The following is a 26,151-nucleotide window of genomic DNA, read 5'->3' on the forward strand; positions in this document are numbered from 1 at the left end:
CAAGATATCCCGATTTCTGATTCATGAAATCGAAATCGAATCCCATTTATAATGAAAAAAAGAAAAATTGAAATAATGGATACGACGCTCCGTGATGGTGAACAAACCTCCGGAGTCTCCTTTTCTGCTGCAGAAAAATTAACCATTGCACAATTATTACTGGAAGAGCTTCATATTGACCGAATCGAAGTTGCTTCGGCTCGTGTAAGCGAGGGTGAATTTCAAGGAGTGAAAGGAATTATGGCTTGGGCCGAAACAAAAGGATACAGCAGCCGAATTGAAGTTTTAACCTTTGTAGACGGCGGCCTTTCTATTGAATGGATGAAAAATACCGGAGCTAAAGTTCAGAATTTACTAACCAAAGGATCGCTCAACCACTTAACCCACCAGTTAAAAAAAACACCCGAACAACATTTTTCTGAAATTGCGCAAGCCATAGCCTTAGCTCAGGAAAATAATATTGAAACCAATGTATATCTGGAAGACTGGAGTAACGGAATGCGTAATTCCCCTGAATATGTATTTCAATATTTAGACTTTCTAACTAAGCAACCGGTCAAAAGAATCTTATTACCGGACACTTTAGGGGTTTTAATCCCTTCTGAAACTTTTGAATTTATTGCAAAAATTATAACGAAATACCCTGATACTCATTTTGATTTTCATGCGCACAACGACTACGATTTAAGTATCGCCAATGTAATGGAAGCCGTAAAAGCTGGTATTCAAGGGCTTCATGTAACTGTTAACGGGATGGGAGAACGGGCTGGAAATGCACCCCTTGAAAGCACTGTTGCGGTAATCAATGATTTCTTACCCGAAATAGAAATTGGCGTAAAAGAATCTTCGTTATATTCTGTTAGCAAATTAGTAGAAACGTTTACCGGATACAGAATCCCTGCAAACAAACCTATTGTGGGCGACAATGTATTTACACAAACTGCTGGTATTCATGCCGATGGTGACAATAAAAACAACCTGTATTTTAACGATTTACTACCGGAGCGTTTTGGCAGAAAAAGAAAGTATGCCCTTGGTAAAACCTCTGGAAAAGCCAATATCGAGAAAAATCTTCAAGAATTAGGCCTTCAATTAAACCCCGAGGATTTAAAGTTAGTTACCCAAAGAATCATTGAATTAGGAGATAAAAAAGAAACCGTTACTAAAGAAGACTTACCCTATATTATCTCTGATGTTTTGGACAGCCAAACCTATCAGGAAAAAATTGTTGTTGAGTCCTATATATTATCTCATGCAAAAGGCATGCGTCCATCGACTACTTTATCTTTAAAAATAGATGGTGAAATCATTGAAGAGCATGCACAAGGAGACGGACAATTTGATGCTTTCATGAATGCATTGGCAAAAATATATAAAAGCAAAAACTTAGAATTGCCAAAACTGATTGATTATGCCGTACGAATTCCACCAGGAAGCAGTTCTGACGCCTTATGCGAAACCATAATCACCTGGACAAATAATGAAAAAGAATTCAAAACCAGAGGGCTGGACTCTGACCAAACAGTTGCCGCAATTATAGCAACCCAAAAAATGCTGAACGTAATCCCAGCCCCAGCCCTCCACGAAGGTGAGGGAGCCAAGCCGAAATTGGAGCTTGAAAATTTGAAATAAAATTAAAGAAATACAACACAAACTACAAACCCAATCCTTCAACACCCAGTCTCCCTTTCCTTTGGAGGGAGCTGGGAGGAGGAAAACACAATTAATATGAAATTAAAAATAGCCCTTTTAGCCGGAGACGGAATTGGACCAGAAGTAATCCATGAAGCCGTAAAAGTTTCGGATGCGATCGCTAAAAAATTCAACCATGAAATCATCTGGACTCCTGCACTTACAGGAGCTTGTGCCATTGACGCCGTAGGAGTTCCTTATCCTGATGAGACTCACGAAATTTGTATGGCAGCTGATGCTGTTTTATTTGGAGCCATTGGCCATCCAAAATACGATAATGATCCAAGCGCTCCAGTTCGTCCAGAACAAGGTTTGTTATTAATGCGTAAAAAACTAGGGCTGTTTGCTAATGTTCGCCCAACATTTACATTCCCCTCTTTGATTGACAATTCTCCTTTAAAAAGAGAGCGTATTGAAGGAACTGATTTAATCTTTTTAAGGGAACTTACCGGCGGAATTTATTTTGGAGAAAAAGGAAGAAAAGACGGTGGTGAAACAGCGTTTGACACTTGTACCTATACCAGATCAGAGGTAAAACGTTTAGCTAAAAAAGGTTTTGAACTAGCAATGACTCGTACTAAAAAACTATGTTGTGTAGACAAAGCCAACGTAATGGAAACTTCTCGTTTGTGGAGAGAAACCGTACAAGCAATGGAAAAAGACTATCCCGAAGTTACGGTAAGTTATGAATTTGTGGATGCCGTAGCGATGCGTTTAGTACAATGGCCAAATTCATATGATGTCTTGATTACAGAAAATTTATTTGGAGATATTTTGACTGATGAAGCTTCAGTGATATCCGGATCAATGGGATTAATGCCTTCTGCATCCGTTGGAGAACATACTTCATTGTACGAACCCATTCACGGATCCTATCCACAGGCCACAGGCCTAAATATTGCCAATCCATTAGCGACCGTATTATCTGCTGCAATGATGTTTGAAGATGCCTTCGGCTTAAAAGAAGAAGCGGCTGCGATTAGAGCTGTAGTCAACAAATCACTCGAACAAGGAATTGTAACTGAAGATTTAGTTGCTAAAGGGACTAAGGCACACAAAACTAGCGAAGTAGGTGACTGGTTAGTTGCTAATTTGTAAAATCCAACCCCCTTTCCTCTGGGAGAGGGCTGGGGTGAGGAAACAAAAAAGGTGTCAATTTACATTGACACCTTTTTTTATAGTTGTAGAGAAAAATATTAATATCCACCTCTGTTTCCACCACCACGGTTTTCTCCACCACGGCTGTTTCCACCACCATAACCACCGCGAGATTCTCCACCACGACTGTTATTGTTAAAACTTCTTCTTTCACCTTCTGGTTTAGGCTCCGATTTGTTTACAACGATTGCACGTCCTTGAACAGTAGCACCATTCAATTCATCAATAGCCTTTTGAGCTTCTTCATCATTTGGCATTTCAACAAAACCAAATCCTTTACTTCTTCCAGTGAATTTATCAGTAATAATTTTAACTGAATCAACTGCTCCATAAGCCTCGAAAGACTCTCTTAAATCTGCTTCCTCAATACTGAATGGAAGACTTCCAACAAAAATATTCATATGTTCTTATTTAAATAATAAAACAAATGTACTGCTATTTTTTTTGCAATCTACTATAGATTAGCTTATTTATGTTTTTATTTTAAATTCAAAAAGAAAATGAAGTTACTAAAATACCCAACTCCTGCAATTTAAGAATCTTAACCGTGTGAATTTAGGGAACCCGCAGACTTACCGGAACCTTATAAAATACGCCTTGTTGAAAATTCAAAACAGTCCCTGCTGATGGGTTGCCATTTGCATTTTCTGCACTAAATTTAAAAGTACCTGTAACCGTAAGACCCTTCTCATCATAATCAGTAATTACTATTTGCCCGCTACCCATGTCAATACCTGTTGCAAATGAAAAATCGCTTCCTCCAGTCAATACGTAAACAGCTGTCTTGGAATTACTGGTTCCCAATGGATACACTTGAGGTGATATGGAGGTTGTCTTCAAAGTCAAAACCTCATTTCCAGTAAACCCTTCAATTACTAGTGAACCATCAGAAGCTAAAGTCGCTTTGGAAGCTGTCGCTCTCCAAAACACATTGTCTTTCCTTCCTTGTAAAGAAGGAGTATTAAAACTCACCTCTTCCGCACATGAAATCATTAAAAAAAGTACCCCTAGAAATATCAAATATTTTTTCATAAAACCTTCTTTTACTAACAAAAATAGGGCATTAATGCTAAAAAAAAAAACATAACAGGACAAAAAAACACGAATCAAAACCACCTACAGCGCACTGCCACAGATTAAAACCACAATCCAATTAGTATTTATCAATAAAAAAGGTATCTTTGCACCCTTAATTAACAGAGGTCGAGTACCTCAAAATTTAATCACAAGATTATGTCAGTAAAAATTAGATTACAAAGACACGGTAAAAAAGGAAAACCTTTTTACTGGGTTGTAGCTGCAGATGCGCGCTCAAAAAGAGATGGTAAATACCTAGAAAAAATTGGTACTTACAATCCAAACACAAACCCAGCAACTATCGACTTAAACCTTGATAGTGCAGTAAAATGGTTGCACAATGGTGCTCAACCAACAGATACTGCTAAAGCGATTCTTTCTTACAAAGGAGCTTTATTGAAACATCACCTTGACGGTGGTATCCGTAAAGGAGCCTTAACTCAAGAACAAGCTGATGCTAAATTAAATGCTTGGTTAGAGGCAAAAACTGGAAAAGTAGATGCTAAAAAAGACGGCTTAACAAAAGTGCAAGCGGATGCTAAAGCTAAAGCTTTCAAAGCAGAACAAGATGTAAATGCAAAACGTTTAGCTGCAGCTGCTCAAGCAGAAGCTGACGCTATCGCTGCTGCAACTCCAGCTGTTGAAGAAGAAGTTGCTGAAGCTGAAGAAGCTCCTGCCGCAGAAGAAAATAACGAAACAACTGAAGCATAATTTTAGAAGGCGACTATGCGTAAAGAAGATTGTTTCTATTTAGGTAAAATCGCTAAAAAATTTAGTTTCAAAGGGGAAATTCTAGCCTATTTAGACACGGACGAACCTGAGTTATATGAAAACTTGGAATCAGTGTTTGTTGAATGTAACAAACACTTGGTTCCTTTTTTTATTGAAAGTAGTTCGCTGCACAAAAACGATTTACTTAGAATTCGTTTTGAAGACATGACTACCGAAGAAGAGGCAGACGCCATTATAGGCAATGCCATCTACCTTCCTTTGAAGATGTTGCCGAAACTTAGCGGCAATAAATTCTATTTCCACGAAGTAATTGGTTTTGAAGTTGAAGACAAACGTCTTGGTGTTGTTGGAAAGATCGAATCCATTAATGATACTACTGCCCAACCCCTTTTTGAAGTCCTCAACGGTGATGTTGAGATTCTTATCCCCATGATTGATCTTTTCTTGGTTAAAATTGACCGTGAAAACAAAAAAGTTATCATGGATCTACCAGAAGGACTTATTGAAATGTACCTTTAAATTAGTGTTCAGTATTCAGTTTTTAGTGTTCAATTCCTCAAAAATCGTTAATCTACAATCTGAAATCAAAATTCCCTATGTTTAGTTTCAAGCAATTCTCAATCCAGCAAGATCGTTGCGCCATGAAAATTGGAACCGATGGCGTTTTACTTGGTGCATGGACTCCTATTGAAAACAATCCTATTAGTATTTTAGATATTGGAGCCGGAACAGGAGTAATCGCACTAATGCTGGCACAAAGAAGTAACGCGGAACAAATTGACGCTTTGGAAATAGACGAAGAAGCGTATGAACAATCCGTAGATAATTTTGAAAACTCCCCTTGGAGTGATCGCTTATTTTGTTTTCATGCCGGTTTAGATGAATTCGTCGAAGAACCGGAAGACGAGTATGATTTAATTGTTTCCAATCCTCCATTTTATACTGATGATTACAAATCTGATAACGAACAACGTGATTTAGCCCGTTTTGCTGACGCGATGCCTTTTGAGGATTTAATCGAGGCTGCTGATTTATTGCTTTCAGAAAACGGAATATTCACAGTTATAATTCCTTTCAAAGAAGAAGAAAATTTCTTGGCTCTTGCCAAAGAATACGAATTGTATCCAATTAAAATTACACACGTAAAAGGAACTCCAACTACCGAAATTAAACGCAGTTTATTGGCCTTTAGCCGAGAAGAAAGCTCGAACTATCCCGTTGACGAATTGATTATCGAAACTGCAAGACACATTTATACTCCCGAATACATTGCATTGACTAAAGAGTTTTATATGAAGATGTAAGTCCAAAATGATTCTAAATAACACCTAAACCATTCCGTAATCTTATTTAAAACACCTTTGATCTCTGCTAAAGTTAATTTTTATTGTAATTTAGAGGAAAATACCTTTTTTAATAAAATCTCGTATATAAAAGGACTTATTTGTTAAAAAATAAGCTAAGTAATAACCATGGTATAATGTCGTATTTTAAAATCAGGATAAAATCATGTAAAAATCTGATTTAAAACTGTTTTACTTAAAGTTAATTCTTTTGACTTTACGACTTTTAAACTTTCGGCTTACTTATTTCTATTTCAAATAAAAAAATATAACATTTGTTAATGCTTTTGTTATATTTCTTTCTGTAAATTTGTTCCATAAAAATTAATAACCATGAGACCAGACTTATTTCAAGCTCCAGATTACTACAACCTTGACGATTTACTAACAGAAGAACACAAACTAGTACGTGACTCTGCTCGTGCTTGGGTAAAACGTGAAGTATCACCTATTATAGAAGAATATGCTCAAAAAGCCGAATTCCCAAAACAAATCATTAAAGGTTTGGGCGAAATAGGCGGTTTTGGTCCTTACATCCCAGAAGAATACGGCGGTGCGGGTCTAGACCAAATATCTTATGGTTTGATCATGCAAGAAATAGAACGCGGTGATTCTGGAGTTCGTTCCACTTCATCTGTACAATCTTCTTTGGTAATGTATCCTATTTGGAAGTACGGAAATGAAGAACAACGCGTAAAATATTTACCTAAGTTAGCCACTGGAGAATACATGGGCTGTTTTGGTTTAACGGAACCTAACTATGGTTCAGATCCAGGAAGTATGATTACCAACTTCAAAGATATGGGCGACCATTATTTATTGAATGGTGCCAAAATGTGGATTTCAAATGCTCCGTTTGCTGATATTGCCATTGTTTGGGCAAAAAATGAAGAAGGAAGAATTCACGGTTTAATTGTAGAACGCGGAATGGAAGGTTTTACCACTCCGGAAACGCACAACAAATGGTCGCTTCGTGCCTCATCAACTGGAGAATTGATTTTTGACAATGTGAAAGTTCCGAAAGAAAATTTATTACCCAATAAATCTGGATTAGGAGCGCCACTTGGTTGTCTGGATTCAGCACGTTACGGAATTGCCTGGGGCGCTATTGGCGCAGCCATGGATTGTTACGATACGGCTTTGCGTTACGCCAAAGAACGAATTCAGTTTGACAAACCCATTGCAGGAACCCAATTACAACAAAAGAAATTAGCCGAAATGATTACTGAAATCACAAAAGCGCAATTATTAACATGGAGATTAGGTGTTTTAAGAAATGAAGGTAAAGCGACAACGGCCCAAATCTCAATGGCCAAAAGAAATAATGTAATGATGGCTGTGGAAATTGCCCGAGAAGCCAGACAAATGCTAGGCGGAATGGGAATTACTGGAGAATATTCGATCATGCGTCACATGATGAACCTGGAATCTGTAATCACCTATGAAGGGACGCACGATATACACTTGTTAATTACCGGTATGGACATCACTGGAATTCCTGCTTTCAAGTAGTGGTAAACAGTTATTAAACTATTAATAAAATTGATAATAAAAGCTTCTTGATACCAAGAAGCTTTTTTATATTTACACAAAAATACTCTTTATGAATATCCAAACCATCAACAATAGTATTCAGCCTCAAAAAGAACTGTTGTTACACCATCCTTTATATAAGAAAGTAAAAACTATTGAGGATTTACAGTGTTTTCTAGAAAATCATATTTATGCTGTTTGGGATTTCATGTCTTTGTTAAAAGCACTACAATACAAATTAACTTGTACAACAACGCCTTGGTTTGCAACGCAAAATCCACAAACCCGATATTTAATAAACGAAATTGTCCTTGCTGAAGAATCTGACTTAACAATAGACGGACGTCGTTTGAGTCATTATGAAATGTATATTGAAGCCATGCAATCCTGTGGAGCAAATACTGAAGGTATTGAACATTTTTTAACTGAAGTAGATTCCCTTCAAAACATATTTGTCGCTATAAAAACCAGCACTTTACACCCCAATATCAAAGCATTCCTGGATTTCACATTCAGGGTTATTGAGGAAGGAAAATCCCATGAAATTGCAGCGGCTTTTACTTTTGGAAGAGAAGATTTGATACCGAGTATGTTTACCGCTATTTTGAAAAACTTTCAGGAGAATTTCCCTGAAACGGATTTGAGCAAACTGATTTATTATTTTGAAAGACACATCGAATTGGATGCGGATGAACATGGGCCAATGGCGATGAAAATGATAACAGAACTTTGCGGTACAGATGCTCAAAAATGGTCTGATGTTGAGGAAGTATCAAAATTAGCTTTAGAGAAACGCATTGGTCTTTGGGATGCCATCGAAGAAACTATCTTAATGAATGTTGAATTGGCATAAAACTAATACTTTCAAATAACGCAACACTTCTTTAGAAAATACCCTTAAAAAAAGCATCTTGTTTTAGTAACAAGATGCTTTTTTATTAATTTTCAGGAGCCAATTCGAGTTCTAATCCCTCGAGGCTTTCGGTAATTGGAATCTGACAGCCCAAACGACTGTTTGCTTTTACATAAAAGGCTTCTGAAAGCATTGCTTCTTCATCATCGCCCATTTCTGGCAAGGCAACATCATTAAGAACATAACATTGACAGGAAGCACACATGGCCATACCGCCGCAGGTTCCTTCTACAGGAAGCTCATAGGCTTTGCATAATTCCATGATATTCATGGCCATATCCGTGGGAGCCTGTAACTCATGCACGACTCCTTCTCGATCTTTTATTTTTATTAATACATCCATATGATTGTGGGTGTTTGGTTTTAGGCAATCGGTGTTGGTTATTAAATACGGACTGCGTGAGGGATAGAAGCTGGCTACCGAAGTAGCGCGGATAGCCCGACCGTTTTAAGAAAAAAGGCCTATACCCGTTAAAACAAGTAGCCTTTTTTCTTAAAAGGGGCAAGCCCTGTTAAATTTATAGGATATTTACAACAGTTTCTATTTGTGGTGCAAACTTTTTGATGGTTGTTTCTACTCCGGCACGCAATGTCATTTGATTTACGCTGCAACTGGTACAGGCTCCTTCGAGACGCACTTTTACGTGTTTCCCGTCCTCTATGGAAATAAGGGTAATGTCACCACCATCTGAATTCAAAAAAGGTCTTATTTCTTCTAGCGCTTTTTGAACTTCTAGGGTTAATTGTTCTGTTGTCATTGTCTTTGTTTAAAGATTCAAAAGATTAGAAAATTGAACGATTGAAAATTATTTTCATGCGTTCTAATTTTTTATTTTTTTACTGCGGAACAACCTGCCATAGTTGTAATTTTCACAGCTTCGGTAGCAGGTAAATTTTTATTTCTGTTGACGGTTTCCTGCACTACATTTTTTGTGATTTCCTCAAAAACTGTTTCGATAACTGAACCGGTTTGCATGGCTGCAGGACGACCGTAATCACCTGCTTCCCGAATCGATTGTACGATGGGCACTTCACCAAGGAATGGAACATCTAAGTCTTCGGCAAGATTCCTGGCCCCTTCTTTTCCAAAGATATAGTATTTGTTTTCAGGAAATTGCTTCGCCTGTTCGCTTTCGCTCGAGTCTTCCGGTGTAAAATACGCCATGTTTTCTATAATTCCTAAAACTGGTACATTTATAGCTTCTGAGAGGAACATTGAAACTCCTTTTTTGGCATCGGCCAAAGCTACGGCCTGAGGAGTACTTACGATGACAACTCCTGTAATTGGCAAGGATTGCACGATAGAAAGGTGAATATCTCCTGTTCCTGGTGGCAAATCGACTAACATAAAATCTAATTCTCCCCAATCTGCATCAAATATCATTTGGTTCAAGGCTTTAGAAGCCATGGGTCCTCGCCATATTACTGCTTGACTTGGTGCTGTAAAAAATCCTATCGAAAGAATTTTTACCTCATAACTTTCTACGGGCTTCATTTTTGATTTTCCGTCTACCATGACAGAAATGGGCTTTTCACTTTCTACGTCGAACATAATAGGCATGGACGGACCATAAATATCCGCATCGAGAATCCCTACTGAAAATCCCATTTTAGCTAATGATACTGCAAGATTTGCAGTAACGGTAGATTTACCTACACCGCCTTTACCAGAGGCTACTCCGATAATATTTTTTATACCTGGAATTTGTTTCCCTTTGATTTCTGGTTTGTCCGGCACTTCCACTTTACTATTAATTTTGATTTTAGCCTCCGGAGATACTAATTCAAGAATTGTTTTTCTGATGTCGTCTTCCGCACGTTTTTTGATGTGCATTGCTGGGGTATGTAATACTAGATCTACCACTACTTCATCGCCAAAAGTGACTACGTTTGCAATTGCTCCGCTTTCAACCATATTTTTCCCTTCTCCGGCTATAGTAATTGTTTCTAAGGCTTTAAGAATTTCTTTTCTTTCTAATTTCATTTTTAGTTTACTGTTTCTATTGGCTTATACCACCAGAATATTATCTTTATTTAAACTGATTTCAGATTACAAAGATACTATGAAAAGTTCTTATTATAAAGGATTTGCATCGCATTTATTGATGCACAGATTGCTGGTCGTTATTGAGTATTTGTTGAGATTAGAACCCCGGAATCTGAACTATTATAAATCATTCTGTCCTGACTTCCGGTTGCCAAAAATATTTTTCTAAATCTACAATTTGATTGTTGGTCACGATTATTCCCTCGCTTTCCAATAATTGCTGCATCAGATTGGTGCCGTCAAAATGTAATTTCCCCGTAAGCAAACCGTTCCTGTTGACTACACGGTGTGCCGGAACATCCTCCAGACCATGGGAGGCATTCATTGCCCAGCCTACCATTCTGGCAGAGCGTGCCGTTCCTAAGGCCTTTGCAATAGCGCCATACGAAGTAACCTTACCGTATGGAATTTGCCTGACGATGTCATACACGCGTTCAAAAAAAGTATCGTTTGACATGATTTTAAATCTAGTGAAAAAAGGTTTTATGGGAGACCCGGTGAGCCAATTACCCCATATAATAACGGACAATATTAATCAAAGTAACTAATGATATAAACCCGGTTATGCTACCAATAATTGTATTCATGTTTCGCATAATATAATCCGACTTCTCTTGTATTTTTTGAAAAAAAGTAATGTACAAATAAAAACCCAAAAAAGAGCCCAACACTACGCCTGTCACAAAAACAAAAACATTTGAAAAATCAAACAGAAACAAATTATAAGAAGCCAAAGTAATGCTTGCAAAAACATAATAAGGGATCGGGAAAAAGTTAAGAGAGGAGAGCAAAACTCCTAAGAAAAAACGAGTGGAAGTACTCTTCTTTTTTATTTTGCCTTTTTTAATTTTGGGGGTTTTAGCAACCAACAAAAAAAAAATAGTCAACGCAGTAAAGATGACAAATCCTACTTCTCGCAATAAAACAATCACATCCGGGCGCACTTCGATAAATTGTGCAAATAAAATAGCGAGATAGGCTTGTACAAAAATTACGATTACTGCTCCCAAAACAAACCAAAAAGCGCTTTTCTTCCCTTCTTTCAGATTTACTTTAGCAGCTGTCATATTTAGAAGTCCCGGGGGAGTAATCCCCACAAAGGCAGTAACAAAACCCAAAAACAAGGAAGTGATTAAATTCATAAGCAAACGGTACCAGTATTCAAAAAAACAATCCCAAATATAAAACTATTCTTTAATTTTAAATCGAATATACGTAATTGCTTTATTAACTTCCAAATATTGTTTTTCATAAAATGTCTGAAAAGCAGTTACTTCCTCGGGACTTCCTTCATTTACATACACATTATGATTGGCATATAAAACTTCGTGCCCTTCGCCATGCAGCAAACCTAAGGTATATCCATGCATGAATTCACTGTCTGTTTTAAGATTTACAATACCGTCTTTTTTAAGTACTTTTTTATACAATTGCAAAAACTCGGAATTTGTCATTCTGTGTTTGGTCCGTTTGTATTTTATTTGGGGATCGGGGAAAGTAATCCAGATTTCGTCTACTTCATTTTCATCAAAAATATGATTGATCAATTCGATCTGAGTTCTAATGAAAGCCACATTATGCAATCCGGTATCCACAGCAGTTTTAGCACCACGCCAGAAACGCGCGCCTTTGATATCAATTCCGATAAAGTTTTTATTGGGATACCTTTCTGCCAGACCTACTGAATATTCTCCTTTCCCACAGCCTAGTTCCAGCACCAATGGATTTTCATTTTTGAAAAATTCTGTATTCCATTTCCCTTTCAACGGAAATAAATCACCTACTACTTCTTCCCTCGTTGGTTGAAAAACGTTGTTGAATGTCTCGTTTTCCTTGAATCTTTTTAATTTGTTTTTGCTTCCCACTTTTTTAGTATATTTTGGCAAAATTAAGGAAATATATAAGACGGAGCGAACTAGGGACCAAAAAATGAAAAACGTTTTAAAAACAACATTTAATGCACCCTTTAAACTATTATTTAATTAAAGATGGCTTTTAAACAACAGTACATTTTATGAAGAAATTTTAAACTAAGTAATGACTCAAATTTAATGTCATATTTTAATAAAGCACTAAATTTCTTTGCCACAGATTAGCACAGATTAATTCGTTATGTAATTTTAAAAATCTTTTTAATCCTTACAATCTGTGGCAAAAACTCTTTTTAATAATTGCGACAATATATCTTTCTTGCTACTTAAGAATAAAACAAAAACTAAAAATTTTATTGCTTTGCTTGTAATTTTTTGATCATGGCATCTTCGATAAAAGTTTTAACTTTAATCACTTCACCTGAATTATCATTTGGGATTGTCATAGACAAAACGTATTGCTTTATTTTCCATTTTTGCCCTATTTTGACTAACACGCCTGAGCCGCGACAAATTTTCATTTGAGTATTCAGTAATTCATCAAACCAAGCTATTTTACCTGTTTTGTCAAAATGAATATGACGTTCTAAAGCTGTAAAACTCCATGCTTTTCCTTTATCGAAATGTGGTTTTGCATAGGCCTGAAAAGCTGTTTTATTCCAATTCTCTGTTGCATCAGTACCTATAAAAATTGCATCATCTGACATCAAGCCGAAGTATGCGTTATAATTAGCATCTGCAGCAGCTTTATGCCAAGTATTTAATACAACATTGATTTCATTTTTTGAATCGGTTTGTTTTACCATCACATTTTTACAACCAGACACGGTTATTACTATCAAAAAAGCTAGTAGTTTTTTCATTTCATTCGGTATTTATTTATGGTTTTTTATTCCATCTTATTTTTATTTTTCGATCAACAGCTACTTGTCTCCTCGTAGTCCTTTTCTGTTTGAATTACAAGGTAGCATAAAAACATCCGATATAGCAATGAATCGCTCGAAACTAATTATTCAAACAACTGAAAATCATTTGAAATCCAAACCACAAAGTCCAAAATACGTAAAGCAATAGCTCTATTTTTTGTAAAGTGGTTGTGTTGATTCAATAAGGACAGCCCAAAGGAATAATTTTAAAAAATAATTTAGACTAAATATCACAAAAATGCACCTTTACCCTTTTGAAATAAAAACTTAGAATATTTCCTTAATTCCTTTCATAATTTTTGGATTTTGATAATCCTATTTGATTTCAAATTTAGTTTTAGAAACGAAACAAAATACCGTAACCAATTGATTAAAATATTATTGAATGTAATTTATTTTTAATCTAGACACTTCAATTACAAATCTGATTTCAAACTAAAAAGAACCGCCCAACCCAAGGCGGTATTACACATCTAGTTTTGACGTATTTTTGTATTGTTTAGACAGTAAAATGTAAGATTTAAAGTTAAGATTATGAGAAAGTTAAGCACCTCCATACTACTTATTATTTTTGCACTACTATTTACCCTCGTTTCCTGTAAAAAGAAAGATGTAAATGACACTAAAAAGGAAACGAGTTTAAATACCGTTGCAGTTGCTTTTGACAGTACACAAATCAAAACGTTTTTTGAAAAATATCCTAAACTGCAGCCTTACCAAACAGACGTAGAAAAGTTATACCGCAAGCATCAGTTTCATTACATCTGGTTTGACAAGGATGGCCTCAATGAATTTGCAGGTTTATTATACAACAAAGTGAATAATCTGACGCAGGAAGGAATTGAAACTGCGATTCCGTACAAGGAAAAACTAGATGACATTTATGACAATCCGGAAGACAATCAAAAAGCAAGTATCAATACTGAGTTGTTGAGTTCTGCGTTATACTTCTTTTATGCGGATAAAGTATATGATGGGATCGATACTCAAAAATCGAAGGATTTAGAGTGGTTTTTGCCTCGAAAAAAACAATCGTATGGCGATTATCTGGATTCACTATTGATCAATCCATCGTTAATTCACAAAGACGAAAAAGGCGTATTGAAACAGTATTACCTCCTTAAAGCTGTACTGCAGGAATACCGCAAAACAGAAACTAAAGGTGGATGGAAAACCACTGAATTAGACCCAAGTGTAAAATCCTATAAACCCGGAGACAGTGCCACTGCCATTGCACAAATCAGAACACGTTTGTTTGTCACGGATGATCTTTCCAGAGATTCAAAAAGTGCCGTGTATGATGCCGAATTAGCCACCGGAATTTTAAAATTCAAAAAGAGAAGTGGTAATCTCCTGAACAAAACGATACTTCCGGAACACATCCGCTACATGAATGTATCTGTTGCAGACCGCATCAAAACTGTGATGGTCAATATGGAACGCTGCCGATGGATTTCGAATGATATTACCAAATCCAAGGAATTAATCGTGGTGAATATTCCGGCCTATGAACTGACTTTTTTAAGAGATGGGAAACCAGAATTACGCTCCAAGGTTGTGGTAGGAAAAGCCATGCATAAAACCGTAATTTTTAGTGCGCCAATGCAATACATTGTATTCAGACCGTATTGGAACGTGCCGGCAAGTATTCTCAAAAAAGAGATTCTTCCTGCCATTGAAAACAATCCCAATTACTTGGCCGAGCACGACATGGAATGGAAAGACAATTACGTGAGACAAAGACCCGGACCGGAGAACTCCTTGGGATTAGTCAAGTTTTTATTTCCCAATTCGAATGCGATATATTTGCATGATACGCCATCCAAAAGTTTATTTGGGAAGGAAGATCGCGCTTTTAGCCACGGTTGTATTCGTGTAGCCAAGCCTAAAGAGCTTGCTGCGATGATTATGAAGAACGATAAAAAATGGAATCCTGCTAAAATAGAAACTGCGATGAACGGCGGAGAAGAATATTGGTACACGCTTAAAAACAAAATCCCAGTATATATTGGTTATTTCACCGCTTGGGTTGATGCGGAAGGTGTGGTTCATTTTTATGAAGATGTGTACAAAAGAGACGAAGCTTTAGCAAACTTACTGTTTGATAAGTAAAATTTATTTTGTTTAAATAATCATTAAAACCGCAAATTCGCTAATTAAAAATATCGAATCCATATCTATAATTTACGAATTTGCGGTAAATATTTTTAAAACGGAAAGCGACATACGACAAAAATATCGGTTTAAAGTAAATTTGAGACTAACTTAGAACTAGTATTTTATCCTGTTTATTGTTTGAACTATTCTTTTAATTTATTCTTATCTTCTTTTAAAACTTTAGCATTTTGTGGGCTAACAATTTTTTTACCCGTTTGTGCTTCTATTTGCTTTCTGGTATCGCCGGCAATTTCACCACCTTTTCGGGCAATTTTTTTATTATCTGCAAAGGTTTTAGGATTGTTTTCTTTGCTAATTTCTGTTGCGGTTGCTTCTGCTAACATATTTAATACCAATTCTAAGTTGGTCATATTATCTCTTAGATTTTCTTTTTTCAAACCTTTTAAATCCTTGTATTCTTTTACCGTGTTCCCACTCCAAGCTTGGGTAATTATATCGGTAAGTGAAGCAAATTGCTGTCCTTTCTTAACACCTCTATTTTCCCATTCATCGGTGAGTTCTTTTCTAACTTCTATGCTTTTTAACCGCTGATTAATCCAGGCTGTGGAGTATCCTAATTTCAAATAATTTTCCATAGCACGATCAATAGCCTTTTCAGGATCTTGACTTTCTTCTATCCGTTCGTAGCCTATTTTAGCTAGCCATTGTTTAAAAGGCTCAGCTTTAGGCGAAGGAATGGATTGGATCAAACGGAATAATTGCTCCGTATCCGCAACATCTGTTAAACGCATCTTACCATCAGGAGCTACCATTTTCAAACCGTTACAATTTGTAACGGTTTCATTTCCTTCAGCCAAAAGTCGTTTTTTTAAAACTCGCCAATACACTTGTGGATTATTACTATCTGTTAAAGCGGCAATAATATCTACAATCGAAAAAAACCACTTCTCTTGTTCGTTATCCCAAGATGAACGGATTTTTTGGCTTTCAAATAATTTTATGTTTTCCATTATTTTATTCTATAAATTTCATTTTCTCAAATTGCAACTTTTCAACGCTTTTCGGAATTATATTGAAAGTACTAATTTACTGCTAAAATTATTAAAACCACTATCCAAATTCTAAAGAATCTCAACCAAAAAAAAGGACACTATCCTATAGAGACAGTGTCCTTTTTTTGTTTGCCAAATGGCAACTATTTAATGAGTTTTCTTTTTTTCGAAAGTTGTTTCCAACACTTTTTTAATTTTGTCTAAGGCACCATGAAATGCTTTTTCGGTAGTATCAGCATGATTGGTAACTGCTACAGGCTGCATATTTATAGGTCGGGCTTCAATCAAGCATCGTTTGTCGTTGAAACCACCTTTATCACTGTTCTCGTCACCAAGGTGTACTTCTAAACGGGTTACTTTATCTTCAAAACGCACCAAAGCCGTTCCCAATTCCTCGGTAATATACGCTTTCAAACGTGCGTGTCCTTCTACATTGTTGTCTGTGTTGATTTGTACTGTCATGTTTTTATTAATTTAATGTTGTCTTTCAAATTTACCCATTGCAGTATGAAAAAACGAACCAATTAATAAAACATTGTGAAAAGAAACAGTATTTAATTATTGAAATTTCTCAGGATAAATAATATCGAAATAGTTTCCAAAAGCCTTACAAAGTAATTCTTTATCAAGTTCAAATAACTCCTTCCTAACATCCCAATCTTTTACATAATCCAAATCTTTTTCACAGATCTCTTCTCCATCAAGCTTTCTTGTTAAAATGTCACTTAGTAAAACATTATTACAAGAATAGTATTTTGGATAGTATTTTTCGATGAACCCCCAATAGTCAAATTCACTTTCATCTTCCTTTTCTTGGTTGTTCTTATCTTCAAATTCATTAATCACTTCAAACTCTAGACGACCCATCGATTCAACGACGCCTTTATAGAAAGCATTCATTTCTGCTTTAGTCTCAAAAACATACTTTTTAAAATTGATACTTTTTTCGAAATCAGAAAACTCCTCATTATTATGATACTTTCTTACTTGGTCTTTCCCAAATATTATTTTAGTGTGGTAGCTCATGTGATTTATAATGTTTGTCAAAAATAAAGAAAACCGGACTATACTCCGTTGCATTATAGACCACATTTTGTAATATTTGTTAACATGGATATTAAGCAGAAACTCGGTCTAAAAATAAAAGAGCTAAGAAAAGCAAAAGGTCTTTCACAAGAAAAACTTGCCAACCTTGCAGAAATTGACAGAACCTATTTACCAACTATTGAAAAAGGAGAAAGAAATGTTTCAATTGAAGTAGTTGAAAAATTAGCAAAAGCTCTTGATGTAAAAATTAAAGACTTGTTTGATGAATAGAGCTTATTATTTAAAACCGACTATTAATCTAAGTTGGAATAATATAATACTTAAAACAGAAAAATGATTATAGATAACATTAGACAATTTATAAAAGACAAAGCAGAGCAATTTGGTGCCAAAGCCGAAAATGAATTTAACAAACCATACGTTGAACGCAAGAATACTGGACAAGAGGCATTGAAAGATAACGGTGCATATTTTGGTTTTATTCATCCTGACGAAGATACTTCTGGTCCGTTTCACGATTTTTCATTGACTATTTTTCCCAACGAACAGAATAAACCATGGTTAGTTTGCTTAGGTATTGGTTCGAGTGGATTTAAAAATGATTATGAATTAGCAACTTATCCTGGACTCAGAAGATTGTTTTCAAATCTAATTAACGAAAGAGGCTTTTGTAAATCTGATTTTTCAGATATTGAAACCAGTTTACCAAAAACAATTACTGGAAACAATGATTTACAGCATATAAAAAACACTATTAAAATCTATTCAAAAGTATTGCCGGTTTGCCAAATAGTAGATAATCCCGAATCTAAAGAAGGTAAGGAAATAATTGCTGCTTTTGTTGCTGGTTATGCAAAGTTAAGAGAATGGCCATCAAACAAAGAGCATAGAAAAGCAATTACTGAAGCTCTTGAACCTTTTTTGAAAATAGAGGAAATTGATGAAGCTGAAGAAATCGAAAGTTTACTCAACCAAAGAAGATTCATTGTTCTTCAAGGTCCTCCAGGCACTGGAAAGACAAGAACGGCTAAATTAGTGTCAGCTAAAATAAAAGCTAAAACATTTTTTACACAATTTCACGCTGAGACTAGTTTCTCTGATTTTATTTATGGAATTAGACCCGATGTTAAAAGTAAAGAATTAAGTTATATTGAGAACCTAGGAAGTTTTACCATAGCTTTAAAATATGCCATAGAGCATCAAACAGAGAAAATTGTTTTGATAATCGATGAAATAAACAGAGCAAATTTATCCAACGTTTTGGGTCCAATATTTTATCTATTTGAACACAAAATGGAAGATTCTGATATTGAAATAGAAATTTACCCAGGCTTTAAGATTAATCAACTTCCAAAAAATTTTAATGTAATTGCAACAATGAACACTGCCGACAGAAGTTTGGCAGTTGTAGACTTTGCTTTAAGAAGAAGATTTGCATGGTACACTTTGAAGCCAAAACCAATCAACTCAAAACAATTCTTCAAAGACGATTTCAGCAGAATCCAAGAAATATTTGACTGGTATGCAAACAGTAATGAACTTTCATTACAGCCAGGGCAAGGTTATTTCATTTCTTCTTCGGTTGAAGAAATGGATAATAGAATCAAATATGAAATATTCCCATTAATTAAAGAATACTTACAAGAAGGGTTAATCAGAAATGCTAAAGAAGAGTTCAATAATTATTTCACAACTAGAATTAATAAATCTCTTTTTGAATGAATAAGCCTTTAGATGTTTTTTGTGAAATACCCTGTTTAACAGAAAAATCAATTTTGTTGAACGGTCTTGTTTTACAAAAAAAATGGTTTAAATCCGCCGACAAAAGAATCATAGGCCAATACCTGCAAAAATTCATTAATTATAATTCAACTAATTTTAGCTTTTTAGGTGTTCAGCCCTTAATCATAGGTACAGACCAAAATACTTCTTTAACTTTTCGTACTTCAGAATTCATAGGGACTATTCCTTTAAGAGCATCAGATACTGGTAAGCAGATTGGTGACTTTGTTGTGATGCCCAGATTCACTGGGCGGGATAGATTTGAAGATTACATTGAAATTCTTAATCTTTTAGGGACTGAAATCAGTCCTCAAGTAATCGACAGTTTACCTTTAGCTTCAGGAAAGAATTTCCGACCTCCATTATATTTAGAAGTTATAAAATTTATTGATTCTCTTGAAGAATTAATAAAAACTCCTTGGAGAAAATTTGATAATATTGAAAAGATCACTTCTCAACCAACAGGACAAGTAAATTGGAATAAATATATAAATGAAGAATATAAAATCGAAAATCGGTTAAAATTCCCAGCACGGAAAAATATCCTAAGTGAATTTCATAAAGAATATTCTGAAATTCGCTATGTCTATGATTTGTGTAAATTGGAACTTTTATCTTCAAATACACCACAAAGAATAAAAAGCTCGATTAGAAACAGACTAACCTTTATTGACGAAAAGCTTTATTTACACAAACCTATTTCAACTAATAATATTGTAATAAAATCCGCTGATAATCTTAAAGTTAAAAACTGTAAAGATCAAGCAAATAGAATATTAAATTTTAATTTCATAGACAGTACGGCTTGGCGAGTGGATTTCTCTGATGTTTTTGAAAAGTTTGTTCAATATATATTTAAAGAAATTTCAAAAGAAACCGGAGGTCATTTATTTTCAAATTACAAATTTCATTCCAAAACCTCTAATCGATATTCTTGGGAATTGAAACATATTGAGCCAGATGCAATCTACCAAAAAGAAAATCTTATTGTATTTATTGATGCTAAATACAAATCAAATCTTTACAACAAATTTGACAAAAGTGAGAATTTAAAAGATATTCATAGACATGATTTACATCAGATTATGGCTTATTCATCATTTAGCAAAACCGACAATAAATATGGGTTTTTATGTTATCCTTCTGATAAAGTTGAAATAAAAAAAATCAGCTACAAGAATAATATAAATCAATCAACAAACAATATTTTTATATGCGGCATCCCACTGAAGAAAGAGTTTGTTCTTGATGTAAAAAAAGCATTAATGGCAGAACTAAATAAAGTGGAAATGAATAACGTGCCAAACACTAACTATTAGTTTCTTATTAAAATATTTCACAATCAATTTCTTGTTGTCGAACTCTTCAATTGATATATTCTCTTCCATTATCATTTTTTAAAACTATTATTACTAAAGAAGGTTGCAAAATCAGTATCTAGCGCAAGGATTATTTTTTCAATTATTGTTATTGAAACATTTCTTTTTCCTTTTTCTATATCTGAAATATAGGTTCTGTCTACATTTGATATATTGGCCAAATATTCAATCGAGAAGCCTTTTTGTTCTCGTAATTGTTTGACTTTAAAACCGAATTTTTCCTTAATATTCATAACCTATAAAAATAGTTTTGCGTGGACAATTGACCTGCTTACAATTGTCCTCATTGATTTTTAGTTTTCAACTTGATTTTTTGATAAGTAAATTCATTCCACAAAAAAAAACGCTACTCTTTCGAGTAGCGTTTTTTAAAAATTTATCAATTTGTGATGTGACTGCTTTTCCGCGTGCCTCGCAACTCCTCGTAATGACAATTATCTAAGGAATCGAATGCCCTAGCCCTGATGGGAACGGCATCCTTTTCCTTCCGCCACTTTCGGCGGAGGAAAAGATACAGTGTACAGCAGGAAAAAGCTCCTCCCTTCTCCCGAAGTTTCGGGATCGCTCAGGGTAAAATCGGTATCACAATTGTTATTATTCCAATTCTGGCAATAACACCACTCCCATGTTGTACAACGTGAAGGCCTGAAGATCTACATTTTCCTGGATGGTTGCCGCTACGGATTTTCCGGCGCCGTGTCCTGCATTGATGTCAATACGGATTAGTGTCGGGTTTGTTCCGGTTTGTTTTTCCTGTAATTCAGCAGCAAACTTAAAACTGTGCGCCGGTACTACTCTATCATCGTGATCCCCTGTAGTGACCATGGTTGCTGGATATTGAATCCCTTTTTGTATGTTGTGTACTGGAGAATAGCCTTTGATGTAGCTGAACATTTCCTTACTGTCCTGCGCCGTTCCGTAATCATACGCCCAACCTGCTCCTGCAGTAAAGGTGTGGTAGCGCAACATGTCCATTACGCCCACTGCTGGTAATGCAACTCGCATTAAATCAGGACGTTGCGTCATGGTAGCTCCCACTAGCAATCCTCCGTTTGACCCACCACGAATGGCAAGATATTGTGAAGATGTATATTTTTGAGCAATCAGATATTCAGCCGCTGCGATGAAATCATCAAATACGTTTTGCTTTTGCATTTTGGTTCCCGCATCGTGCCATTTTTTCCCGTACTCGCCACCACCACGTAAATTGGGTACGGCATAAACGCCTCCGTTTTCCATCCAAACGGCATTGGCAATACTGAAACTTGGTGTCAAACTCACGTTAAATCCTCCGTAACCGTAAAGCATTGTTGGATTTGTCCCGTCAAGTTTCAATCCTTTTTTGTGGGTGATAATCATCGGGATTTTGGTTCCGTCTTTGGAAGTGTAAAACACTTGTTTGGACTCGTATTGCTCGCTGTTGAAATCTACTTTTGGTTTTTCATACACTGCCGAAGTTCCGGTTGCTGGCTCGAATGAAAAAGTAGAACCCGGAGTAATATAATTCGTGAAGGAATAATACACCGTTTTTTCTTTTTTCTTTCCGCCAAAACCACCTGCAGTTCCTACGCCTGGCAATTTAATTTCACGAACTAGTTTTCCGGAATAATCATATTGTTTCACCACCGAAACGGCATCTTTCATATAATTAGCAAAGAAATACCCGCCACCTGTTGAAGGAGACAACACATTCTCCGTCTCAGCAATAAAATCTTTCCAGTTTTCCGGTTTCGGGTTTTTTACGTCTACGGTAACAATGCGTTTGTTGGGCGCATTTAAGTCAGTTTCTATGAATAGTTTTCCGCCTTCGTTTTCAATAATGTTGTTGTCGCTCTTGAAATTATCCACTATAGTCACAATAGGACTGTTTGACTTTGTCAAATCTTTGATGTACAATTCGTTTCCGTAGGTAGAATTAGACGCTGTGATTACCAGATAATGGTCATCTTCCGTAACTCCACCACCTACATAACGTCGTTTTTGGTCGGCACCAAAAATCACTTGATCCTGTTTTTGTGCAGTCCCTAATTTATGGAAATACAGTTTATGCTGGTCAGTTTTTGCAGACAATTCGCTTCCTTTTGGTTTGTCATAACTGGAATAGTAAAAACCTTCATTTCCTCTCCAAGACACACCGCTAAATTTTACATCGACAATAGTGTCTTCAATTATTTTTTGAGAAATGGCATCCATGATAATGACTTTTCTCCAGTCGCTTCCGCCTTCTGAAATGGCATAGGCAACTTTAGAACCGTCTTTGGAGAAATCTAACCCACCCAACGAAGTTGTTCCGTCTTTAGAAAACGTATTGGGATCCAAAAATACGGTTTCAGTTCCTTTGGCGTCTTTTCTGTACAACACTGATTGGTTTTGTAAGCCGTTATTTTTATAGTAATACGTGAAATTTCCTTCTTTGAAAGGCGCTCCTATTTTTTCGTAATTCCACAGTTTTTCCATTCTTGATTTCAAGACATCGCGAAACGGAATTTGCGCCAAATACCCGTAGGTCACTTCATTTTGGGCTTTTACCCAGGCACCCGTTTCCGCTGATTTGTCATCTTCGAGCCAGCGGTATGGATCCGGAAGTTTAGTGTCGAAGTACACATCCACGGTTTCCCCTTTACTTGTAGTGGGATAGGTTAGCGGTTTTGGATTTGGGTTTTGGCCGAAAGTCGCCATTGCAGAAGTTACAGCCATTATTAAAAAAGTGTTTTTCATTAGATTCTGTTTTAGGTTGTTACAAAAATAGGGAAATTAGTTAGTTTAGTAGTAGTGGGGAAGTCTTAAATAAAACCAAAAAATAGTGTTTGGAGAAAGGTGATTTTATAAAATATTTCTTTGAAGTTCAAAAACACTAATTAAGTTAAAAAAAATCAACCACATAGAAACATAAGTAAGTCGAAAGTTTAAAAGTCGTAAAGTCAAAAGAATTAACTTTAAGTAAAACAGCTTTAAATCAGATTTTATCCTGATTTTAAAATACGACATTATACCATGGTTATTACTTAGATTTCTGACTAACAGTTAAAGAAAGCATAGAAAATAGTTCTATTCTTCGCATAGCTTGTCTAGTGAAAGTGAAATGGCTATATTTTCTTTTAAAAACTAAAAAAATCTATGTTCCTTATGTGGTAAAAAAAATTAATTAAATGTAATGGGTCGAGCTTATAAATTAAAATTCACACCCAAAATAATGTTTCTTCCAATGTTTGGAATACCATCTGTTTTTAGACGGGAAAGATGTGCGATGTATCTTTTATCAAATAAATTATTCCCGTTGATGTTGACATCAAAAGCGGTTTTACCCAGTTTTACAGTTCCACCAAAACCTAAATTCACTAAGTTATATCCATTTGATTCTGTTTCAAAACCGCTTACATTTTTTTGATTGAACGTGCTGGAAACATTTAGAGTCGCAAAACCATCTTCTAACCAGTTTTTGATTTTGAATTCGGTTCTAATGGTGTTGTTCCAATTGTTAGCCGGGATTAACGGCAAATAATCTCCGTTTTGTTTTTCGCCGGTTACCGTTTCAAAACTCGTTTCAAAATGCAACCAATCCAATGGATGCGGATGAAAATGCAGTCCGATTTCGCCTCCATACAATTTAGCGTTATTCTGAATATAATCAAAAATAGCATTCTCTGCAACCATTTCTCCTGTTGGCGAAGTGTAGATATAATTGTTGATGTGATTGTAAAATCCGTTTACAAAAAACTCAAAATGATCCGTTTTGTATTCTAAATTTAAATCCGTTTGCACATTTTGCTCAGTTTTTAAATCGCTATTTCCTACTTCATAACGATTCGTCCCTTCATGAACTCCATTAGAAGTTAATTCGGCAAGGTTTGGCGCTCTAAATCCTGAAGCTACATTCAAACGCAACGTCAAATCATCGACCAGATCGGTTTTGTAACCCAACGATGCATTAAAACTGTCGTACGATTTATTAATGGCTTCAAAAGAACCTTGTTCGCCTGTAATTCCTTGTGCATCCGTAATGATATTTCTATTATCGAAACGCAAACCGGCTTGCAACACATTCGTATTCCACTCATAATTAGCTGTCCCAAAAACACCAAAATCATTGGTAACCGCATCCGGAATTAAATATTCTTCCCCTGAATTTATATTGGTTTGGTGCATTCCCTGAATTCCAACAATGGTCTCTATTTTTCCCATTTTTGGTAAATGGTATTTTGCATTGTAATTGAATGTCTTTAGTTTCATGTGTAAAACCGCCACATTGCTGTCTTCAAACTCGCTTCGATCATTGGCAATATACCCTAAGTCGACATCCAACTTTGATTTTTCGAAAAAGAAAACATTGTTTAAACTCAACAAATGATTGAAAATTCCTTGTTTTGGAAATTCAGTTTTCTTACTAGTCGTTTGCTTCTCAATACCATTTTCCGGAATTCCCAAATCTAATTCATTGTAATTGTAACGCAGTACACTTGAAAACTTGGCATTACTATAACCAATTCCTGTTTTAAAATCGGTTTCATTGTAACGGGTATTCGTTACTCTATCGCCACCTGAAATTTTATAATCAGCATGCGTGTTGTAACTTCCACGAGCCATGAATTTCCAGTTGTCTGTGGAGGTTTTCAAACCCAAAGAAGAACTGCTTCCAGCAGTATTCGAGAAATATTTTTGACTGAAGTTTGTTTTAAAAGTATTCGCGTCAGCAAATTTTTCGGGGTTAAAATATAAAACGCCTCCCAAAGCATCGGAACCGTACAACAAAGAAGCCGGTCCTTTAATCACCTCAACACTTCCTATTCCAGAATCGTTCAATCCCAAACCGTGTTCGTCACCAAACTGCTGGTTTTCTATTCGAACACCTTGTGAATATACCAAAACACGATTGCCACTCAAACCACGAATTACCGGTTTCCCAATAGACGTACCGGTAGAAACCTGAGAAACTCCGGGAATAGTCGCCAATCCTTCAATTAAAGTGGCAGTTCCTTTTCGTTGTAAATTTTTGATGCTTTCGTGCTCCACTTTCATCACGTTTTGCGATTGTATTTTATTGAAAGCAGTTGAAACAATAACTTCATCCATTTCAAAAATTGCTTCCTCAAGGATAATATTAAGTGTGGTTTCGTTTTGAAGACTGCTTATGGTTTTATTTTGGGTTGCAAATCCTAAGAAAGTAAAGCTAATTCTTACGTTTCTATTTGGAATATTTGAAAATGCATATTTTCCGTTATCATCTGTTGTGGTTCCTTTATGCAATTCGGACGCATACACTGAAACGCCTTTTACAGGTTGGTTTTTTAAATCGGTTACGGTTCCCGATAGCGTATTTTGTGCTTGAAGCATTGCCGAAAATCCCAAGAATAGGGCTATTATAAATTTTTTCATTGAAAATGATTGTATAGTTTTTCCTCTCCCCAGCCCTCTCCAAAGGAGAGAGAGCCGAGACCGGAATTATTTAGTAAATAAAACGTGTAAAACTTGCTGAAATAAATT

Annotated in this window: 26 protein-coding genes; 11 read left to right on the forward strand and 15 right to left on the reverse strand. The window is 35.7% G+C overall.

Translation table 11 applies throughout. The features are described from left to right. The first annotated feature begins 51 nt into the window (after window positions 1–51). Both EKL98_RS09435 and leuB read left to right on the forward strand, forming a co-directional pair. Entirely contained in the window at window positions 52–1,632 is a 1,581-nt protein-coding gene (locus EKL98_RS09435) for an alpha-isopropylmalate synthase regulatory domain-containing protein (RefSeq protein ID WP_231507411.1), read from the forward strand. Between the two features lie 96 nt (window positions 1,633–1,728). Continuing rightward, the gene (gene leuB, locus EKL98_RS09440; protein WP_126562147.1) at window positions 1,729–2,790 is read left to right on the forward strand and encodes a 3-isopropylmalate dehydrogenase; all 1,062 of its coding nucleotides are present in this window, start codon (window positions 1,729–1,731) and stop codon (window positions 2,788–2,790) included. 98 nt (window positions 2,791–2,888) lie between these two features. Here the strand turns inward: leuB and EKL98_RS09445 are convergent, their stop codons facing one another. Further along, the gene (locus tag EKL98_RS09445) at window positions 2,889–3,251 is read right to left on the reverse strand and encodes an RNA recognition motif domain-containing protein (RefSeq protein ID WP_126454296.1); all 363 of its coding nucleotides are present in this window, start codon (window positions 3,249–3,251) and stop codon (window positions 2,889–2,891) included. 154 nt (window positions 3,252–3,405) lie between these two features. Then, entirely contained in the window at window positions 3,406–3,882 is a 477-nt protein-coding gene (locus EKL98_RS09450; RefSeq protein ID WP_126562148.1) for a DUF6252 family protein, read from the reverse strand. Between the two features lie 201 nt (window positions 3,883–4,083). Here EKL98_RS09450 and EKL98_RS09455 point away from each other — a divergent pair, with 201 nt between their 5' ends. From EKL98_RS09455 to EKL98_RS09475, 5 genes are all read left to right on the forward strand, one after another. After that, window positions 4,084–4,638, forward strand: a complete 555-nt coding sequence (locus EKL98_RS09455; RefSeq protein WP_126454300.1) for a 30S ribosomal protein S16 — start codon at window positions 4,084–4,086, stop codon at window positions 4,636–4,638. A 15-nt stretch (window positions 4,639–4,653) separates the two neighbouring features. Then, window positions 4,654–5,178, forward strand: coding sequence for a ribosome maturation factor RimM (gene rimM / locus EKL98_RS09460; protein ID WP_126457515.1), 525 nt, complete (start codon window positions 4,654–4,656; stop codon window positions 5,176–5,178). A gap of 77 nt (window positions 5,179–5,255) precedes the next feature. Beyond that, complete coding sequence (locus EKL98_RS09465) at window positions 5,256–5,963, forward strand: tRNA1(Val) (adenine(37)-N6)-methyltransferase (protein WP_126454304.1); 708 nt, start codon at window positions 5,256–5,258, stop codon at window positions 5,961–5,963. Window positions 5,964–6,335: 372 nt separating this feature from the next. Beyond that, window positions 6,336–7,514 carry an acyl-CoA dehydrogenase family protein gene (locus EKL98_RS09470; RefSeq protein ID WP_126562149.1) on the forward strand — a complete coding sequence of 393 codons (1,179 nt, stop codon included), beginning with the start codon at window positions 6,336–6,338 and terminating at the stop codon, window positions 7,512–7,514. 91 nt (window positions 7,515–7,605) lie between these two features. Further along, window positions 7,606–8,388, forward strand: a complete 783-nt coding sequence (locus tag EKL98_RS09475; protein ID WP_126562150.1) for a DUF3050 domain-containing protein — start codon at window positions 7,606–7,608, stop codon at window positions 8,386–8,388. Between the two features lie 85 nt (window positions 8,389–8,473). Here EKL98_RS09475 and EKL98_RS09480 read toward each other — a convergent pair whose 3' ends face one another. From EKL98_RS09480 to EKL98_RS09510, 7 genes are all read right to left on the reverse strand, one after another. After that, complete coding sequence (locus EKL98_RS09480; protein WP_039110363.1) at window positions 8,474–8,791, reverse strand: 2Fe-2S iron-sulfur cluster-binding family protein; 318 nt, start codon at window positions 8,789–8,791, stop codon at window positions 8,474–8,476. Window positions 8,792–8,966: 175 nt separating this feature from the next. After that, entirely contained in the window at window positions 8,967–9,206 is a 240-nt protein-coding gene (locus EKL98_RS09485) for a NifU family protein (RefSeq protein WP_126454312.1), read from the reverse strand. Between the two features lie 71 nt (window positions 9,207–9,277). After that, the gene (locus EKL98_RS09490) at window positions 9,278–10,432 is read right to left on the reverse strand and encodes an Mrp/NBP35 family ATP-binding protein (protein WP_126562151.1); all 1,155 of its coding nucleotides are present in this window, start codon (window positions 10,430–10,432) and stop codon (window positions 9,278–9,280) included. Between the two features lie 190 nt (window positions 10,433–10,622). Next, a complete protein-coding gene (locus EKL98_RS09495; RefSeq protein WP_126457518.1) occupies window positions 10,623–10,952 on the reverse strand; it encodes an MGMT family protein in 330 nt (109 codons plus the stop codon). A gap of 49 nt (window positions 10,953–11,001) precedes the next feature. Then, the gene (locus EKL98_RS09500) at window positions 11,002–11,637 is read right to left on the reverse strand and encodes a LysE family transporter (protein ID WP_126457519.1); all 636 of its coding nucleotides are present in this window, start codon (window positions 11,635–11,637) and stop codon (window positions 11,002–11,004) included. Window positions 11,638–11,682: 45 nt separating this feature from the next. Then, complete coding sequence (trmB, locus tag EKL98_RS09505) at window positions 11,683–12,360, reverse strand: tRNA (guanosine(46)-N7)-methyltransferase TrmB (protein WP_126459008.1); 678 nt, start codon at window positions 12,358–12,360, stop codon at window positions 11,683–11,685. A 359-nt stretch (window positions 12,361–12,719) separates the two neighbouring features. Next, window positions 12,720–13,229, reverse strand: a complete 510-nt coding sequence (locus tag EKL98_RS09510) for a nuclear transport factor 2 family protein (protein WP_126562152.1) — start codon at window positions 13,227–13,229, stop codon at window positions 12,720–12,722. A gap of 597 nt (window positions 13,230–13,826) precedes the next feature. Between EKL98_RS09510 and EKL98_RS09515 the strand changes: the two genes are divergently transcribed. Next, window positions 13,827–15,404, forward strand: coding sequence for a L,D-transpeptidase family protein (locus tag EKL98_RS09515; RefSeq protein ID WP_126562153.1), 1,578 nt, complete (start codon window positions 13,827–13,829; stop codon window positions 15,402–15,404). Window positions 15,405–15,592: 188 nt separating this feature from the next. On the opposite strand, the gene EKL98_RS09520 is transcribed toward EKL98_RS09515, so the two are convergent. From EKL98_RS09520 to EKL98_RS09530, 3 genes are all read right to left on the reverse strand, one after another. After that, window positions 15,593–16,420 (reverse strand): BRO-N domain-containing protein, encoded by an 828-nt coding sequence (locus tag EKL98_RS09520; RefSeq protein ID WP_126562154.1) that lies wholly within the window; start codon window positions 16,418–16,420, stop codon window positions 15,593–15,595. A gap of 189 nt (window positions 16,421–16,609) precedes the next feature. Next, window positions 16,610–16,924, reverse strand: coding sequence for an HPF/RaiA family ribosome-associated protein (locus tag EKL98_RS09525; protein WP_126562155.1), 315 nt, complete (start codon window positions 16,922–16,924; stop codon window positions 16,610–16,612). A 96-nt stretch (window positions 16,925–17,020) separates the two neighbouring features. Continuing rightward, entirely contained in the window at window positions 17,021–17,488 is a 468-nt protein-coding gene (locus tag EKL98_RS09530; protein ID WP_126562156.1) for a hypothetical protein, read from the reverse strand. 84 nt (window positions 17,489–17,572) lie between these two features. Here EKL98_RS09530 and EKL98_RS09535 point away from each other — a divergent pair, with 84 nt between their 5' ends. The 3 genes from EKL98_RS09535 to EKL98_RS09545 all read left to right on the forward strand — a co-directional run bounded on the left by EKL98_RS09535 (window position 17,573) and on the right by EKL98_RS09545 (window position 20,610). Then, complete coding sequence (locus EKL98_RS09535) at window positions 17,573–17,779, forward strand: helix-turn-helix domain-containing protein (RefSeq protein ID WP_126516536.1); 207 nt, start codon at window positions 17,573–17,575, stop codon at window positions 17,777–17,779. A gap of 63 nt (window positions 17,780–17,842) precedes the next feature. Then, complete coding sequence (locus EKL98_RS09540; RefSeq protein ID WP_126562157.1) at window positions 17,843–19,231, forward strand: AAA family ATPase; 1,389 nt, start codon at window positions 17,843–17,845, stop codon at window positions 19,229–19,231. Beyond that, entirely contained in the window at window positions 19,228–20,610 is a 1,383-nt protein-coding gene (locus EKL98_RS09545; protein WP_126562158.1) for an McrC family protein, read from the forward strand. Before EKL98_RS09540 ends, EKL98_RS09545 begins: the two co-directional genes overlap by 4 nt. 71 nt (window positions 20,611–20,681) lie before the next feature. Here EKL98_RS09545 and EKL98_RS09550 read toward each other — a convergent pair whose 3' ends face one another. From EKL98_RS09550 to EKL98_RS09560, 3 genes are all read right to left on the reverse strand, one after another. Beyond that, complete coding sequence (locus tag EKL98_RS09550; protein WP_126562159.1) at window positions 20,682–20,903, reverse strand: helix-turn-helix domain-containing protein; 222 nt, start codon at window positions 20,901–20,903, stop codon at window positions 20,682–20,684. 361 nt (window positions 20,904–21,264) lie between these two features. Then, entirely contained in the window at window positions 21,265–23,367 is a 2,103-nt protein-coding gene (locus tag EKL98_RS09555) for a prolyl oligopeptidase family serine peptidase (protein WP_233588584.1), read from the reverse strand. Window positions 23,368–23,835: 468 nt separating this feature from the next. Beyond that, window positions 23,836–26,043 (reverse strand): TonB-dependent receptor, encoded by a 2,208-nt coding sequence (locus EKL98_RS09560; RefSeq protein ID WP_126562161.1) that lies wholly within the window; start codon window positions 26,041–26,043, stop codon window positions 23,836–23,838. Window positions 26,044–26,151 lie beyond the last annotated feature (108 nt).

The organism is Flavobacterium bomense, assembly GCF_003970355.1.

Excerpts from the sequence above, each read along its gene's own strand:
- EKL98_RS09555 (WP_233588584.1), bottom strand. The coding sequence starts at position 23,367 with ATGGCTGTAACTTCTGCAATGGCGACTTTCGGCCAAAACCCAAATCCA.
- rimM (WP_126457515.1), top strand. The coding sequence starts at position 4,654 with ATGCGTAAAGAAGATTGTTTCTATTTAGGTAAAATCGCTAAAAAATTT.
- EKL98_RS09560 (WP_126562161.1), bottom strand. The coding sequence starts at position 26,043 with ATGAAAAAATTTATAATAGCCCTATTCTTGGGATTTTCGGCAATGCTT.
- EKL98_RS09485 (WP_126454312.1), bottom strand. The coding sequence starts at position 9,206 with ATGACAACAGAACAATTAACCCTAGAAGTTCAAAAAGCGCTAGAAGAA.
- EKL98_RS09455 (WP_126454300.1), top strand. The coding sequence starts at position 4,084 with ATGTCAGTAAAAATTAGATTACAAAGACACGGTAAAAAAGGAAAACCT.
- EKL98_RS09525 (WP_126562155.1), bottom strand. The coding sequence starts at position 16,924 with ATGACAGTACAAATCAACACAGACAACAATGTAGAAGGACACGCACGT.
- EKL98_RS09495 (WP_126457518.1), bottom strand. The coding sequence starts at position 10,952 with ATGTCAAACGATACTTTTTTTGAACGCGTGTATGACATCGTCAGGCAA.
- EKL98_RS09480 (WP_039110363.1), bottom strand. The coding sequence starts at position 8,791 with ATGGATGTATTAATAAAAATAAAAGATCGAGAAGGAGTCGTGCATGAG.
- EKL98_RS09470 (WP_126562149.1), top strand. The coding sequence starts at position 6,336 with ATGAGACCAGACTTATTTCAAGCTCCAGATTACTACAACCTTGACGAT.
- EKL98_RS09510 (WP_126562152.1), bottom strand. The coding sequence starts at position 13,229 with ATGAAAAAACTACTAGCTTTTTTGATAGTAATAACCGTGTCTGGTTGT.
- EKL98_RS09535 (WP_126516536.1), top strand. The coding sequence starts at position 17,573 with ATGGATATTAAGCAGAAACTCGGTCTAAAAATAAAAGAGCTAAGAAAA.
- EKL98_RS09435 (WP_231507411.1), top strand. The coding sequence starts at position 52 with ATGAAAAAAAGAAAAATTGAAATAATGGATACGACGCTCCGTGATGGT.
- EKL98_RS09520 (WP_126562154.1), bottom strand. The coding sequence starts at position 16,420 with ATGGAAAACATAAAATTATTTGAAAGCCAAAAAATCCGTTCATCTTGG.
- EKL98_RS09530 (WP_126562156.1), bottom strand. The coding sequence starts at position 17,488 with ATGAGCTACCACACTAAAATAATATTTGGGAAAGACCAAGTAAGAAAG.
- EKL98_RS09475 (WP_126562150.1), top strand. The coding sequence starts at position 7,606 with ATGAATATCCAAACCATCAACAATAGTATTCAGCCTCAAAAAGAACTG.
- EKL98_RS09445 (WP_126454296.1), bottom strand. The coding sequence starts at position 3,251 with ATGAATATTTTTGTTGGAAGTCTTCCATTCAGTATTGAGGAAGCAGAT.
- EKL98_RS09490 (WP_126562151.1), bottom strand. The coding sequence starts at position 10,432 with ATGAAATTAGAAAGAAAAGAAATTCTTAAAGCCTTAGAAACAATTACT.
- leuB (WP_126562147.1), top strand. The coding sequence starts at position 1,729 with ATGAAATTAAAAATAGCCCTTTTAGCCGGAGACGGAATTGGACCAGAA.
- EKL98_RS09550 (WP_126562159.1), bottom strand. The coding sequence starts at position 20,903 with ATGAATATTAAGGAAAAATTCGGTTTTAAAGTCAAACAATTACGAGAA.
- EKL98_RS09450 (WP_126562148.1), bottom strand. The coding sequence starts at position 3,882 with ATGAAAAAATATTTGATATTTCTAGGGGTACTTTTTTTAATGATTTCA.
- EKL98_RS09545 (WP_126562158.1), top strand. The coding sequence starts at position 19,228 with ATGAATAAGCCTTTAGATGTTTTTTGTGAAATACCCTGTTTAACAGAA.
- EKL98_RS09540 (WP_126562157.1), top strand. The coding sequence starts at position 17,843 with ATGATTATAGATAACATTAGACAATTTATAAAAGACAAAGCAGAGCAA.
- EKL98_RS09465 (WP_126454304.1), top strand. The coding sequence starts at position 5,256 with ATGTTTAGTTTCAAGCAATTCTCAATCCAGCAAGATCGTTGCGCCATG.
- EKL98_RS09500 (WP_126457519.1), bottom strand. The coding sequence starts at position 11,637 with ATGAATTTAATCACTTCCTTGTTTTTGGGTTTTGTTACTGCCTTTGTG.
- EKL98_RS09515 (WP_126562153.1), top strand. The coding sequence starts at position 13,827 with ATGAGAAAGTTAAGCACCTCCATACTACTTATTATTTTTGCACTACTA.